The sequence below is a fragment of the Glutamicibacter sp. NPDC087673 genome (assembly GCF_044743255.1).
Lineage (GTDB): Bacteria > Actinomycetota > Actinomycetes > Actinomycetales > Micrococcaceae > Glutamicibacter.
Window position 1 is genome coordinate 216,442 of record NZ_JBIUWB010000003.1, and the last position, 13,702, is coordinate 230,143.

Here is a 13,702-nt window from a genome sequence, read left to right on the forward strand (position 1 = left end):
ATTGTTATGCAGTTGTTGGATTCCGCTAAGCCAAATCATTGAGTACTAGGTCGGCGATGACGTCCAGGCGCGAGAAGTCCAGGCGCACGTCCGCCTCATCGCGCAGGGCAGGCTTCGCATTGAAAGCCACGCCCAAACCCGCGGCAGCAACCATGGCCAGATCATTGGCGCCATCACCGGCGGCGACGGTTGCCGTCATCGGGATGTGATGTTCCTCGGCCCAGGCGCGCAGCATCGTTTCCTTTATGCCGCGATCGACGATCTGGCCGTGAACGGTTCCGTCAAGAATTCCCTCGGAAATGCCCAAGGTGTTAGCCAGCGCATGGTCCAGGCCCAGATGGGCAGCCAACGGATCCAGGATCTGCTGGAACCCGCCGGAAACTACCCCGACCTTGTGCCCAGCAGCGTGGAACCGCTTGACCAGGGCTTCGGCGCCGTCCGAGAGGACAATGCGCTGGCCTACCTCGGCAAGGACAGTATCTGGCAGATCCTTCAAGGTAGCTACGCGCTGGATCAAGGACTGGGCGAAATCCAGTTCACCGCGCATCGCGGCTTCGGTCACCGCAGCCACTTCTTCTTCCCGTCCAGCGTGAGCGGCGAGCAGTTCGATGACTTCCTGCTTGATCAAGGTGGAATCGACATCCATCAGCAAGAGCAGCTGCGGAGCATCGACGAGTTCGGCCGGTACCACCGCTACGCACATGTCCGCGTATTCCAGTGCGCCGTCGGCGACCTGCGCATCGACGAATGCCGCAGCGGCCTGCTGCAGCTTCGCCTGATCGGCCTGTTCAAGGCGGAACTTGGCGACCAGCCGCTCTTCGCTGGCTTTGATCTGGCTCTCGTCCGCGGCGGGAATGAGCCCGGCGGCGGCCGCTTGCTGCAATACAGCGTTGAAGTCTGTGCGGGAGAAAGCGGGGCGGGATGCGAAAACCAATGATGAAGCCATGCAACCATTTTTCATTGCTTCGGTGTTTACGACCAAACATGACGTGTTGGCGCAAAGCTGCTGACCAGGCCCAGGGGAGCGAACTAGTATTGCCGTTGGACGCAATACAGGTCAATCCGGCGATCTCAGGCCCCGTCCGGCATTTCCAATTAGTGAAACAGGGGCGAAAAGTCTAATCTTGAATACCATGAGCGAAGTGCTAACTTTCAAAGATGTCAGCGTTGTACGCGGGCGAAAAGACCTGCTCAAGGACGTGTCCTGGGAAGTCAAAGAAGGACAGCGGTGGATTGTGATCGGCCCCAATGGCGCCGGCAAGTCGACCTTGATGAACATTGCGGCCACCCGGCTGCACCCAACCCGCGGTACCGCGGATATCCTTGGCGAACGTTTGGGCAAGGTGTCGGTCTTCGATCTGCGTCCGTTGATCGGCCTGAGCTCAGCCCTGGTTGCCAACTCCATTCCAGCCAACGAAACCGCGCTTAACGTAGTACTCACCGCGGCTTACGGCATGACCGGTCGCTGGCGCGAGAAGTACGAGAAGCTCGATGAGCGCCGTGCTTTCCATCTGCTGCACAACTGGGGCATGTCCACCTTCATGAACCAGCCTTTCGGCAAGCTTTCCGAAGGCGAGCGCAAGCGCGTGCTGATCGCCCGTGCCTTGATGACCGATCCCGAACTGCTGATCCTCGATGAGCCTGCAGCAGGCTTGGACCTTGCCGGGCGCGAAGACCTGGTTGGCAAGCTGGCGGAACTGGCAGCCGACGAGGATGCCCCGGCGCTGGTTCTGGTAACCCACCACCTTGAAGAGGTGCCAGCGGGATTCACCCACATCTTGATGATGCGCGACGGCGAAGTTGTCGCTGCCGGCGAGATCGAATCCACGCTGAACGAAGCGAACCTGGAAGCAACCTACGGCATGCCGCTGAGCCTGCGCCGTGAAGGTGGACGCTACTCTGCTTTTGCACGCAGCTAACAGCAATAACTAAAGGGGAAAATTCCACGTGATCGAATTTTGGCGCGAAGCCCTGGTCTTCATTGGCGGACTGTGGGCCGGAACTATCAACACCGTCGTCGGTTCGGGCACGTTGGTCACTTTCCCCATTCTCGTGGCGTTGGGCATGGCTCCGGTGAATGCCGTCGTCTCCAACGCCATGGGTCTGGTTGCTGGTGGCTTCTCCGGTGCCTGGGGGTACCGTCGAGAAGCTGCCAGCGTCAAGAAGACGCTGCTCAAACTCGTGCCGGTTTCACTGGTCGGCGGGTTGATCGGTTCCTTGCTCCTCCTGAACCTGCCGGAGTCCGTCTTCGGCATCGTTGCGCCGGTGCTGCTGGTTTGCGCGCTGGTGCTGGTGATCTTCCAGCCCCGTCTTGCGAAGTGGGCGAAGACCCGGCAGGCCGCTTCCGGCGGCACCGACCCGGATGATGCAGATCGCGCCCAGATTCCAATGGTCCTCTACATCCTGGTGTTCATCATCGGTGTCTACGGCGGCTACTTCACCGCCGCGCAGGGAGTCCTGCTGATGGCGGTATTCGGCGTGTTCTTGCAAGCATCCCTGCAGCAGTCCAATGCAATCAAGGTCATCCTCTCCCTGATCGTGAATCTCGTGGCGGCCGCGATGTACCTGATCATTGCGCCGGAACGCATCAATTGGCTCGTCGTCCTGCTTATCGCTGTCGGCTCGCTGATCGGCGGATTTGCCGGCGCCAAGATTGGCCGCAAGCTCTCGCCTGGGCTGCTGCGCCTGGTCATCGTCATCCTGGGCCTGGTTGCCCTGGGCAACATGCTCTACAAGTTGGTGTAGCTCGTGGTTGAAATTCTCAACCCTGAACGGATCCTGCCGGTCGCGGATCTGGCTGATTCCCGCCTCGACGAGTACCTCCGGCTCTCCGAAGCGAACCTGCGTATGCGTAGCGATGTGGAAAACGGCCTCTACGTTGCCGAGAGCACCAAAGTGGTTCAGCGTGCGATCAACGCGGGACACGTGCCGCGCAGCTTCTTGCTCGCCGAAAAGCATCTGGACCAGCTAACCGAGGAGTTCAACCGTTTCCCGGACGCGCCGATTTTCATTGGGGATGATCGGCAGCTCCAGGATCTGGTCGGCTTCCACTTGCACCGCGGCGCCATGGCAGCGATGAATCGTCCCGAACCGCTGGATCTGGACGAAGTGCTTGAAGCCAGTTCGCGCGTTGCCATCTTGGAAGACATCGCCGACCATACTAACCTCGGCGCAATTATCCGTTCGGCTTCAGGGCTCGGCGTTGACGCCGTGCTGCTCACCCCCAAATGCGTGGACCCCTGGTACCGTCGCAGCGCCCGCGTCTCAATGGGGACGGTCTTCGACCTTCCTTGGGTACGCATGCTGTCGTGGCCAGAGGACATCCAGACCTTGAAGAGGCATGGCTACGAGATGCTCGCCATGGAACTGACCGAGGACGCGATCCCGCTAAACGAAGTAGAGATCAAGTCTGGCCAGAAGGTCGCCATGATCTTGGGCAACGAAGGCAGGGGAGTTACCGATGAAGCTCTGGCCGCCGTTGACCGGACCGTGATCATCCCTATGTACCGCGAAGTGGATTCCCTGAATGTTGGTGCCGCTAGCGCAATTGCATTCTGGCATTTGTGCTCCGCGCCACGCTAAGAAGGTTTCTGCCGCCGCCGCTTTTGCGATAGGATGGACTGTCTGTGCATTGAGGTCTCTTCATGGAGCCCTGAATGCGGGACACAATTTCCGAGTAAGTAGCTACTGGCAAAATCCAGTGGCCATAAAAAAAGGTGTATAGCTATGAAGGCTGATATCCATCCACAGTACGGCCCAGTTGTCTTCAACGACCTGGCATCCGGCGAGAAGATCCTGACCCGTTCGACCGCTAAGTCGGACAAGACCATCGAATGGGAAGATGGCAACACCTACCCAGTAATCGACGTCGAAATCTCGGCAGCTTCGCACCCGTTCTACACCGGCAAGCAGCGCATCATGGACACCGCTGGTCGTGTCGAGCGCTTCAACGCCCGCTTCAAGGGCTTCGGCGGCAAGAAGTAATACTTCGCCCCTAGCAAGCTTTCGCGGCGTGTTTCCAGTATTTGGAAACACGCCGCTGCTGCTTTAACAGCACACCTGTCCATCAGTGACTGAAAAATGTTTTCACGGAACCGTCTAGGAGGATTCCTTTTTCGCGCCGCGATGCGCTAGTGGCATTTTGGTAGTCGTCTCGATGCGCCAGTGACTGAAAAATATTGTCAGCAGCGTTCGCCCCAGCGTCGTTCGGCGCAATAGCCGTCGGGGCAGCCGGGGATGACTGAAAAATATTGTCAGGAGCGTTTGCCCAGAGCTTTTCGGTGCTATAGCCGTCAAAGTTTCCAGTGGCGGCTGAATAAGGATTCGCTGACTCGTCGAAGCAGACGTCTTGGCCGCACTGCTCCGAGCAACTGGCTCCATCGCCGTTGCGTGAATGGTGTTATTGGTGGTGTGGAGGTGCTGGTGACTGAAAAATTCTGTCACCCAAAAACCGGTCAATCGGGATAGCGTCCTCAGCCTGTTTCCCTCTTGCCGTCATCTGGCGGCGATTCAGGACCGGGATCCTCGTCTGGAATGTCGACGCGAGGCTTGAGCCCAAGTACCCTGCGTACTTCTGCCGTGAGTCGAATATGCGGCAAAGGAATGACCTTAGGGCGCTCTGGGCAATGATCATTTACATGATCGAATTGGTCCACACGCTTGACGCTTTCCGAAATAACGAGTGCGCTCAGCCCGTGTGGAGTCACCCACATCTTGGATCCGTCAGGACGCGGAACGACTTTCCAACCCAATGCATGCTTGAACATTTGATGCTGCTTGCACAGCAGATGCGTATTGTCCCTGGTCGTATGCCCTCCGTGAGCCCAGCCATTTATATGGTCAATCTCGGAGCGGTCAGCTGGACGGCGACAGCCGGGGAAGCAGCAATGCTCATCGCGGTGCCGTAACAGATCCTTGAGGCTCTGCGAGGGCCGGTAGCGCCTTCGCTCGACATCTATCGCGGCGCCAGTCCATGGGTCGGTCAGCACGCGCTGGAACGAAGGCGCATCCTTTGCCAACACCAATGCGACCCCCAGTGGGATGGGGCCGTAGCCTTCCAGGTCAGCCACGGTCCTTGTAGGATCCGCCAGCATTTCCACCGCGGGAATCGTGATGGATACCCGTGGCTTGAGGGGCGTGCCTTCCCGGTCCGGCCAGCCGTTGAGGATGATGTCTGCAAAGGCGTCCGCTTCTATTTGCTCCCGGGTGCGGGGATCCTGCGGATCGTTATGCTGATCAGCTAGCCACTTCACGGAGTTCTTGATGGAGTGAATCACTGCGGCACTGTTGTAGTACTTGAGGGTGGACATGCCATTTTCGTTATCCCATAGCGTGAGCTTGCGATTCTTTTCAGACTTCTTGTGCCTTTGTTCGGCGGCCTCCGGGCACATCCTGTCATGGAACCGGCGTGCGCGTTGGTATATCGCGTCATCAGACGCAGTCTTCGCCATGGGCAACAGCACGCGTTGCATCTGCATGATTTGTTCGGGGAGCAAGTCCTGCGAATACTTCACGATGTCATGCGCTGCCTTGGGCGTGATCTCTCCTGCAGCCAGAGCCGTGAGGGTTTCCTTGCAGGCGTAGCGAAGACCCTTGGCATAGAACATCCGCTTGCCTACCATGCGAGGGGTCTCACGCAGCGCGACAGCCGCTTCTGCGATGAAGTTGGAGTTGATGACCTGGTCACTTCCGCGGTCAACGCCATAGTATTGAGCACTTTTCCGAGCCTCGCGTTCCTCCTCCTCGGTAGTGGTCCCCGCGGTGGCGATCATATCGGCAAATGATTCACTGACTTGTTCTACTGAATCGGCCAGCAGCACAGATGTCATTGCATCGAGGGTGCTCTGAATGCGTTGGATCTTCTTCAGCCGTTCGAGGGCGTCGTCGGGGCCATTGAGCGGGCCCGCGTCGTAGAGCTCATCTGCCAATTGCTTCAGCGGACCATGGAACAGGTGATGTTCGAGATGGTCGCTGAATAACGAATCCTTGTGGGATTCTGTGCGAGTGCCAGCTGGGGGCAACGGTAGACGATGTTCATCATCGTCGTCATGGATGAAATCGGGTATAGCCATAGTTAATCATCCTGCCGGCAACAGACAGTTTGGCCCGGAAATCCGCGGAATGTGGAAGTATTCTCGAATATTTATTCGATTGTTATCCGGCGTCGAATGTTGCCACTGCGAACCACCGAATCCGGGGGCGCGTGGATTCGACTAGTGGGCAGCCGGGGATAGAATGAAACCATGAAGCATCATGGTGAATACAAGGTAGTCGGTGGCAAATTAGTCGTTGTAGATCTGGATACTTCCGATGGCGTGATCACCGAAGTGTCATTGAATGGCGACTTCTTCCTGGAACCAGATGATGCACTGGATGACTTGAATGATGCGCTACGCGGTTTGCCAGCGGACGCCAGCCACAGCACCATACGCAATGCGGTAACCGACAATCTGCGTGAAGGCGCAGTGATGTTCGGTTTTGACGAAGACGCCATCGCGCGCGTCGTCCGCCGCGCGCTGGGACACGCCACCAAGTGGGAAGACCACGAGTGGGAAGTCCTGGGCCCGGAGATCATTCCAATCACCGAGCAAGTGGCGCTGGATGAGGTGCTGACCCGGCAAATCGCCAAGGGGACCCGCAAGCCGACCATCCGCTTCTGGGACTGGAGCGAAGGCGCCGTCGTGATCGGCTCCTTCCAGTCGCTGAAGAACGAAGTGGACATGGAGCAAGCCGAAAAGCACGGCATCCAGGTGGTTCGCCGCATTTCCGGAGGCGGCGCGATGTTCATGGAAGCTGGCAACTGCATTACCTACTCGCTCTACGCTCCTGAATCCCTGGTGGACGGCATGAGCTTTGCCGATTCCTACCCGTACCTGGACGCCTGGGTGATGGAAGCGCTGGAAAGCATCGGCCTGGAAGCGTACTACAAGCCGCTGAACGACATCGCGACCCCTGCCGGCAAGATCGGCGGCGCAGCGCAAAAGCGCCTGGCCAATGGTGCGATGCTGCACCACGTCACGATGAGCTACGACATCGACGCGGAGAAGATGACCCAGGTGCTGCGCATTGGCCGGGAGAAGATCTCCGACAAGGGGATCACCTCAGCGGTCAAGCGTGTGGATCCGCTGAAGTCGCAGACAAAGCTGGATCGCATGGAGATCATCAACGTCATGATGGACACCTTCGCCAAGCGCACCGGGGCCAAGCCGGCACAGCTGGATGCCGAATCCCGTCTGGCGGCGAAGGAATTGGCCGAGGCCAAATTCGCTACCGCGCAATGGACCGCGCGGGTTCCGTAGCGAGCCAAGATCCAAGGGCCTGTTCTCGATCAAGTTCGAGGCCAGACCCTTGTTTTGCTTAAAGTCATGGTGCTGTGGCCCTGCCATCTCCGCTGCGCCGGCAGCGTGTAGCGGCACGGAAAAGCCGGCCCGCTGCGTGGATAAGCAGCGGGCCGGCCTTCGGAGGGCCAGCGCCTAGCGGCTGGTGCGGCTGTAGGCCTGGGCCTTCAGCGAGCGTTCCAGTTCTGCGCGTTCCTCAAGCAGGATGCGCTTGAGGGCGGCCGGTGCGCTCTCATGGCGTTCCAGCCATGCGGTAGCGGTAGCCAGTGCATGGTTCTGCTCGATGGCGCCCTGGAGATCCTGGTGCCCTGGATACAGCCCCTCGATCACGCGCGTGGCGAATTCCATGCCCATGGTCTCGAAGGCCGGCAGGATCGCGGCCCAGTAGCGTTCCTCGAACGGTGCCAGCAGGGCGGAGGAACCCATGGTGAAGCCCAGCGCGGTGGCCGAGAGGGCATCGTTGGACAGCTCCCCGTGTTCATCGCGCGCCATTAGCACGGTGTCGAAAGCGGTGTCCTTGGCCTGCGGATCCGGGCGCGCCGCCAGCGCGGTGCGAACCGAATTCTGCGCCACGCTGGTGGGGTTGGCCTTGGCCGCTTCGTGCATGGATGCCTCGGCGGCCTCGTCGAGCCGGCCGGAAGCGGCCAGCGCGATGTAGGAACCCCACAGCAGCTGCTCATCGACGGTGACCTGGTAGGCATTGGGCTGCTCGCCCAGGAAGGCGTCGAGCACCTCCGGAGCCACGCCGGCACGGGCCAGGCGAACCAGGGTGCGCGCGGTGGTGGTCTGCTGGTCTCCGCCGGCCTCGAACCGGGTGAGCCACCCGGTGAGGGTTGCGGCGGCCTTCTGGCGCAGCTCCGCGCGCAGCTCGGGGGCAACGTACTTGGAAATCGAGGTGGCCAACTGGTCGGTAAGCACCCCGAAGACGCCCGCGTCGGTGACGGCGTGCGCGTGATCGAGGATCGCCTGCACGTAGCTTTGCGCATCCAAGGTGGCCGAACGCACCGCATCCCACAGCGACGCCCAGCAGGTGGCGCGGGGCAGCGAGTCGCCCAGGCCCGAGAGGTGGCCGAGCAAGGTGGCACGCGAAACCGGGTCGAATTCGATCAGCGCATAGGTCTCATCGCCGTCGTTGGGCAGCAGCAGATCCGGGATCCGGCGTCCGACCAGGAAGTCCAGGGCCGCCGATTCGCCGGAGAGCTCCACGTCCACCGAGTCGGTGCGCACCAGCTGGCTCCCGTCCAGCTGGTAGGCGCCGACCGAAAGCACATGCGGGCGGGCGATCTTCTGCCCGGTGACCGGATCGGTGCCCGACTGGATCAGCGATGCCGCGGTGATGGTGCCGCCGGCATCGGTGGTGTACTCGACGTGCAGCTTCGGCACGCCGCTGGTCTTCAGCCAGGCATCCGCCCACTGGCCCATATCGCGGCCGCTGGCCGCTTCGAGCGCTTCGAGGAAGTCATCCAGCGAGGTATTGCCGTAGGCGTGCTTGCGGAAGTAGGCGCGGGCGGCGTCGCGGAAGGCCTCGGCGCCGACAAAGGCGGCCAGCTGCTTGAGCACGCTGGCGCCCTTGGCATAGGTGATGCCATCGAAATTCTGGTCCGCGGCCAGCAGGTCCGGGATGTCGGCCACGATGGGGTGGGTGGTGGGCATCTGGTCGGCCACGTAGGCCCAGGCCTTGCGGCGCGCCGCGAAGGTGGTCCACGCGGTGGTGAAATCGGTGGCTTCGTCGTTGGCCAGGGTGCCGATGTAGTCGGCGAAGGATTCCTTGAGCCACAGGTCATCCCACCACTTCATGGTGACCAGGTCGCCGAACCACATGTGCGCCATTTCGTGCATCAGGGTGTTGCCGCGCTGCTCGTACTGGCCTTCGGTGGCGTGCGAGGTGAAGACGTAGCGTTCGGTGAAGGTGACCAGGCCCGGGTTTTCCATGGCGCCGAGGTTGTACTCGGGCACGAACGCCGAGTCGTACTTGCCCCACGGGTAGGGGTAGTCGAACAGCTGGTGGTAGTAGTCCAGGCCCTGGCTGGTCAGCTTGATGATCTCGTCGCCGTCGAAGTGCTCGGCCAGCGAGGCGCGGCAGGTGGCGGCCATCTCGATGCTCAGCTCTTCGCCGTCCTCCAGCCGCTGGAGGTGCTCGCCGCGCACCACGTGGTACGGTCCGGCCAGCACCGCGGTGATGTAGCTGGAGATCGGGGGAGTCGGGGCGCAGGCCACGGTCTTGGTGCCGTCATCGTGCAGTACCTCATCGACGATCGGCTGGTTGCTGGCCAGATGCCAGGTTGCCGGGCCGGTGAGGGTGAAGCGGTAGCTGGTCTTCAGGTCGGGCTGCTCGAAGCAGGCGAAGACCCGGCGCGCCTCGGAAGGCTCGAACTGGGTGTAGAGGTAGGTTTGCCCATCCTGCGGATCCACGAAGCGGTGCAGCCCCTCGCCGGAGCGCGAGTAGATCGCCCGCCCGGTGATCTTCACGGTGTTCGGCACGTCGGTGCGCAGCTGATCGAGGTAGATGCGTGCATCGAGCACTGCGGATTCCAGGTCGATCGCGGTGCCGTTGACCAGTACCTCGTCCACGGATTCGTGGATGAAGTCGATGAAGGCTGCCGGATCCTTGGAGCTGAAGTTCAGCGTGGTGATCGAGCTGAAGCTGGTGGCTGTGCGATCGGTGGCATTGGAAAGATCGAGCTGGACCTCGGCGAAGTGCCATTCGATATTCCGTGCGCGCCAGGCCGCTTCGTCGCGCCTGAGGTTTTCATTGGGTGCATAGCGTTGAAGTGTGTCCACCACCCCAGCTTAGCTGTGAAAGGAATGCTTTAGGGTTCTTTTTGCTAAACTTCCCGGCTCGCCAGCAGGGCGCGAATGCCGTGGAAGTGCTCGGAGATCAACTGCCGGGCGGTTTCCACGTCCTTGGCGCGTACCGCGTCGAGGATATCGCGGTGGTCCTGGGCGGTCTTGGCCGGCTGGGTGATTTCCAGATCGGAGTCGATCGCATCGTAGATGGTGCGGTAGACATCCCAGAACACTCCGAGCAGGTTGGTCAGCAGCTGGTTGCCCAGCGGCTCGAAGAGGATGCGGTGGAAGGCCTTGTCCTGCTCGACGAAGGTCTCCTCGCGCGCCGCGTGCTGCTCCATCTGGCTTACGCACTGCTCCAAGGCCTCCAGGTGCTCGTCGGTGACCGCGCGGATGGCCAGGCCGATCAGGCCGGTTTCCAGTGCCTGGCGGACATCGACCAGCTCACTGGCCTCATGGCCATGGTGGCGCAGCGACATCTGCCCGCGGAAGGCCAGGGAGTCATGCAGGGCGTTGAGGTTTTCCTGGGCCACGAACATGCCGAAACCGTGGCGGGTGTCGATGATGCCCAGGGCCTGGAGCACCTTGATCGCCTCGCGCAGGGAGTTGCGCCCCACGCCCAGCTCGGCCATGAGTTCCTGCTCGGTGGGCAGCGGGTCCCCGGGCAGCAGTCCGCGTTCCAGGATCAGCGCGGTGATGTCATTGGTCAGCGCGCGCAGGCGGGCACGGGCATCTGATCGGCGGGCTGGCATCGTGCTCAACGGATCCTGCTTTCCTCGGCGGGCGGAGAAGTTCATGTGACGCAGTTGACCATGCGGCGTGACGTCCACTACAGTCTAGACCATAGATCGGACATCCTACGTCCTACAACACTCACTCATTTTCCTGGAGGTGGCAAGAATGGCTTTGAACGAAGTAGCCAACAAGCCCTTTGCACGACGAGATTTCCTGAAGATCACCGGCATGGTTGGCGCTGCTGCGGCATTCTCGGCCAGCCTGGCCGCCTGCTCCCCAGGAGCCAGCGGTGGCGCGGGCAGCACCGCAGCTGCCGGCACGGGCACCATCGAGGCAGGCATTTCCTACGCCCTGTCCACCGGTTTCGACCCGATGACCTCCTCCGGCGCGACCCCGTTCGCCGCCAACATGCACATCTTCGAAGGCCTGGTGGACCTGCACCCGGCCACCCGTGAACCGTACCTGGCGCTGGCAGCGGCGGAGCCGAAGCAGATTGACGACACCAGCTGGGAAATCACCCTGCGCGACGGGGCCACCTTCCACAACGGGGAAGCGGTCACCATCCAGGACGTCGTCTACTCCTTCGAGCGGGTGCTGGACACCGGCAACGCCTCGTTGTTCGCCCAGTTCATCCCCTTCATCAAGTCGGTGAAGGCCAAGGACGAGAAGACCGTGGCGTTCACGCTGAACTACGCCTTCCCGCTGTTCCCGACCCGCATCTCGGTGGTCAAGATCGTGCCGAAGGCCGTGGCTTCCAAGGACCAGGCCGCCTTCGACGCCGCACCGATCGGCACCGGCCCGTACAAGCTGGTCTCGGCCACCAAGGACGACAAGATCGTCTTCGAGAAGTTCGAGGACTACAACGGCAAGTACCCGGCGGCCGCCAGCGGCATGACCTGGTTCCTGCTCTCCGATGCGGCGGCCCGCGTGACCGCCATGGAATCGGGCCGCGTGCAGGCCATCGAGGACGTTCCGTACCTGGATATGGACCGCCTGGCTTCGAAGGCCACGGTGAAGAGCGCCGATTCCTTCGGCCTGCTGTTCCTGATGTTCAACTGCGCCAAGAAGCCATTCGACAACGCGCTGGTCCGCCAGGCACTGCACTACGGCCTGGACACCGAGTCGATCATCAGCACCGCGTTGCTGGGCAACGCCAAGGCGGCCAGCTCCTATGTGCAAGAAAGCCACCCGCAGTACATCAAGGCGGATACGGTCTACGGCTACGACGCGGCGAAGGCCGCGGCGCTGCTGGCCGAAGCCGGCGTGGACAAGCTGGAATTCGAGCTGCTGACCACCGACACCTCGTGGGTCAAGGACATCGCCCCGCTGATCCTCGAATCCTGGAACAAGATCCCGGGCGTGAAGGTCACCATGAAGAACCTGCAGTCCGGCGCGCTGTACACCGACAACGTGGACAGCGGCACCTTCTCGGTGGTGGCCGCCCCGGGCGACCCATCGGTCTTCGGCAACGACCTGGACCTGCTGATGAGCTGGTTCTACCGAGGCGATGTCTGGCCGAAGAACCGCTTCCGCTGGAACGATACACCCGAATACAAGGAGCTGCAGAAGCAGCTGGACGCGGCCATCCAGACCGATGATTCGAACAAGGCCATGGCGGCGTGGGGCAAGGCGATCAACATCGTCGCCGACCAGGCCCCGCTCTACCCGGTGCTGCACCGCCAGCTGCCATCGGCCTGGGACGAAAACGCGCTGGAAGGCTTCGCACCGCTGCCAACCACCGGCATCTCCTTTGTCGGCGTGAACCGCAAGGCCTAGCTGGCCCCGGCCCCGCGCAGCAGGCCGGGAGGCACGGCACCCACGCCGTGCCGCCCGGCCCGCACAGCGCAATGACCTGCACACTTCGATACTCGACGGAGCTACTCCATGGGGAATTTCCTCAACCTGCTCTTACGCCGCCTGGCCGCGCTGCCGGTGATGGTCCTTGGCATCTCCGCCATGGTCTTCATCATCATGAAGCTGGCCCCGGGCGATGAAGCCACCTCCGCGCTGGGCGAGGGTGCCTCCGAGGCCGCCAAAGAGGCCTACCGCGAGGAACGCGGCCTGAACGACGCGCTGGTGGTCCAGTACATCAGCTTCATCGGCCGGCTCATCCGCCTGGACTTCGGACTGACCACCCCGCCGGCCCAATCGGTCTCCCAGATGATCGCCGGCGCGTTCCCGCTGACCTTGCAGCTGACCTTCCTGGGCGTGGTCATCGCCGTGGTCATCTCGCTGGCCTTCGGCCTGCTCGGTGCGCTGTACCGCGATGGCTGGCCGGACCAGCTGGTCCGCATCTTCTCCATCGCGGCGATCGCCACCCCGTCCTTCTGGCTGGGCATCCTGCTCATCCAGTGGTTCGCCCTGGGTTCCAGCCCGCTGTTCCCCTCCGGGGGAGCTGCCCCCGAAGGATCGGGCCCGGGCACCTGGCTGCTGCATATGGCGCTGCCGGCCCTGGCCCTGGCCATCCCGGTTTCCGCCTCGCTCACCCGCGTGGTGCGCACCTCGATGGTCGAGGAACTGGACCGCGACTACGTGCGCACCGCCATCGGCAACGGCGTGCCGCGCGGCGAAGTGATCTCCAAGAACGTGCTGCGCAACGCCCTGGTCACCCCGGTGACCGTGCTCGGGCTGCGCATCGGCTACCTGCTGGGCGGTGCAGTGGTCATCGAGATGATCTTCTCCCTGCCCGGCATGGGACAGCTGATCATGAACGGCATTACCAACAAGGACACCAACCTGGTCCAGGGCGTCACGCTGACCATCGCGATCACCTTCGTGCTCGTGAACATCATCGTCGACTTGCTCTACCTGCTGATCAACCCGCGAATTAGGACGGTGTAGGG

At 61.7% G+C, this 13,702-nt stretch carries 11 protein-coding genes; 7 read left to right on the forward strand and 4 right to left on the reverse strand.

Going from position 1 to position 13,702, the window contains the following annotated elements:
* Positions 1-25: 25 nt before the first annotated feature.
* Positions 26-946, reverse strand: a complete 921-nt coding sequence (gene serB / locus ACIOTL_RS08570) for a phosphoserine phosphatase SerB (protein ID WP_332728408.1) — start codon at positions 944-946, stop codon at positions 26-28.
* Positions 947-1,133: 187 nt separating this feature from the next.
* Between serB and ACIOTL_RS08575 the strand changes: the two genes are divergently transcribed.
* The 4 genes from ACIOTL_RS08575 (at position 1,134) to ACIOTL_RS08590 (ending at position 3,984) form a co-directional block, all read left to right on the forward strand.
* Positions 1,134-1,919 carry an ABC transporter ATP-binding protein gene (locus ACIOTL_RS08575; RefSeq protein WP_105657799.1) on the forward strand — a complete coding sequence of 262 codons (786 nt, stop codon included), beginning with the start codon at positions 1,134-1,136 and terminating at the stop codon, positions 1,917-1,919.
* A gap of 28 nt (positions 1,920-1,947) precedes the next feature.
* Positions 1,948-2,745 (forward strand): sulfite exporter TauE/SafE family protein, encoded by a 798-nt coding sequence (locus tag ACIOTL_RS08580; RefSeq protein ID WP_133833401.1) that lies wholly within the window; start codon positions 1,948-1,950, stop codon positions 2,743-2,745.
* 3 nt (positions 2,746-2,748) lie between these two features.
* Entirely contained in the window at positions 2,749-3,582 is an 834-nt protein-coding gene (locus ACIOTL_RS08585) for a TrmH family RNA methyltransferase (RefSeq protein ID WP_400342358.1), read from the forward strand.
* A gap of 144 nt (positions 3,583-3,726) precedes the next feature.
* A complete protein-coding gene (locus ACIOTL_RS08590) occupies positions 3,727-3,984 on the forward strand; it encodes a type B 50S ribosomal protein L31 (protein WP_013348950.1) in 258 nt (85 codons plus the stop codon).
* A 488-nt stretch (positions 3,985-4,472) separates the two neighbouring features.
* Here ACIOTL_RS08590 and ACIOTL_RS08595 read toward each other — a convergent pair whose 3' ends face one another.
* Positions 4,473-6,071, reverse strand: coding sequence for a DUF222 domain-containing protein (locus ACIOTL_RS08595; RefSeq protein ID WP_400342359.1), 1,599 nt, complete (start codon positions 6,069-6,071; stop codon positions 4,473-4,475).
* A gap of 171 nt (positions 6,072-6,242) precedes the next feature.
* Here ACIOTL_RS08595 and ACIOTL_RS08600 point away from each other — a divergent pair, with 171 nt between their 5' ends.
* The gene (locus ACIOTL_RS08600; RefSeq protein ID WP_400342360.1) at positions 6,243-7,298 is read left to right on the forward strand and encodes a biotin/lipoate A/B protein ligase family protein; all 1,056 of its coding nucleotides are present in this window, start codon (positions 6,243-6,245) and stop codon (positions 7,296-7,298) included.
* A 174-nt stretch (positions 7,299-7,472) separates the two neighbouring features.
* On the opposite strand, the gene pepN is transcribed toward ACIOTL_RS08600, so the two are convergent.
* Together pepN and ACIOTL_RS08610 are read right to left on the reverse strand one after the other, a co-directional pair.
* On the reverse strand, positions 7,473-10,118 hold the full coding sequence (pepN, locus tag ACIOTL_RS08605; RefSeq protein ID WP_400342361.1) for an aminopeptidase N: 2,646 nt from the start codon (positions 10,116-10,118) through the stop codon (positions 7,473-7,475).
* A 44-nt stretch (positions 10,119-10,162) separates the two neighbouring features.
* Positions 10,163-10,921, reverse strand: coding sequence for a FadR/GntR family transcriptional regulator (locus ACIOTL_RS08610; protein WP_286172099.1), 759 nt, complete (start codon positions 10,919-10,921; stop codon positions 10,163-10,165).
* 103 nt (positions 10,922-11,024) lie between these two features.
* On the opposite strand from ACIOTL_RS08610, the gene ACIOTL_RS08615 reads away from it, so the two are divergent.
* Positions 11,025-12,635, forward strand: a complete 1,611-nt coding sequence (locus ACIOTL_RS08615) for an ABC transporter substrate-binding protein (protein ID WP_400342362.1) — start codon at positions 11,025-11,027, stop codon at positions 12,633-12,635.
* Between the two features lie 108 nt (positions 12,636-12,743).
* On the forward strand, positions 12,744-13,700 hold the full coding sequence (locus ACIOTL_RS08620; protein WP_332488901.1) for an ABC transporter permease: 957 nt from the start codon (positions 12,744-12,746) through the stop codon (positions 13,698-13,700).
* Positions 13,701-13,702: the final 2 nt, after the last annotated feature.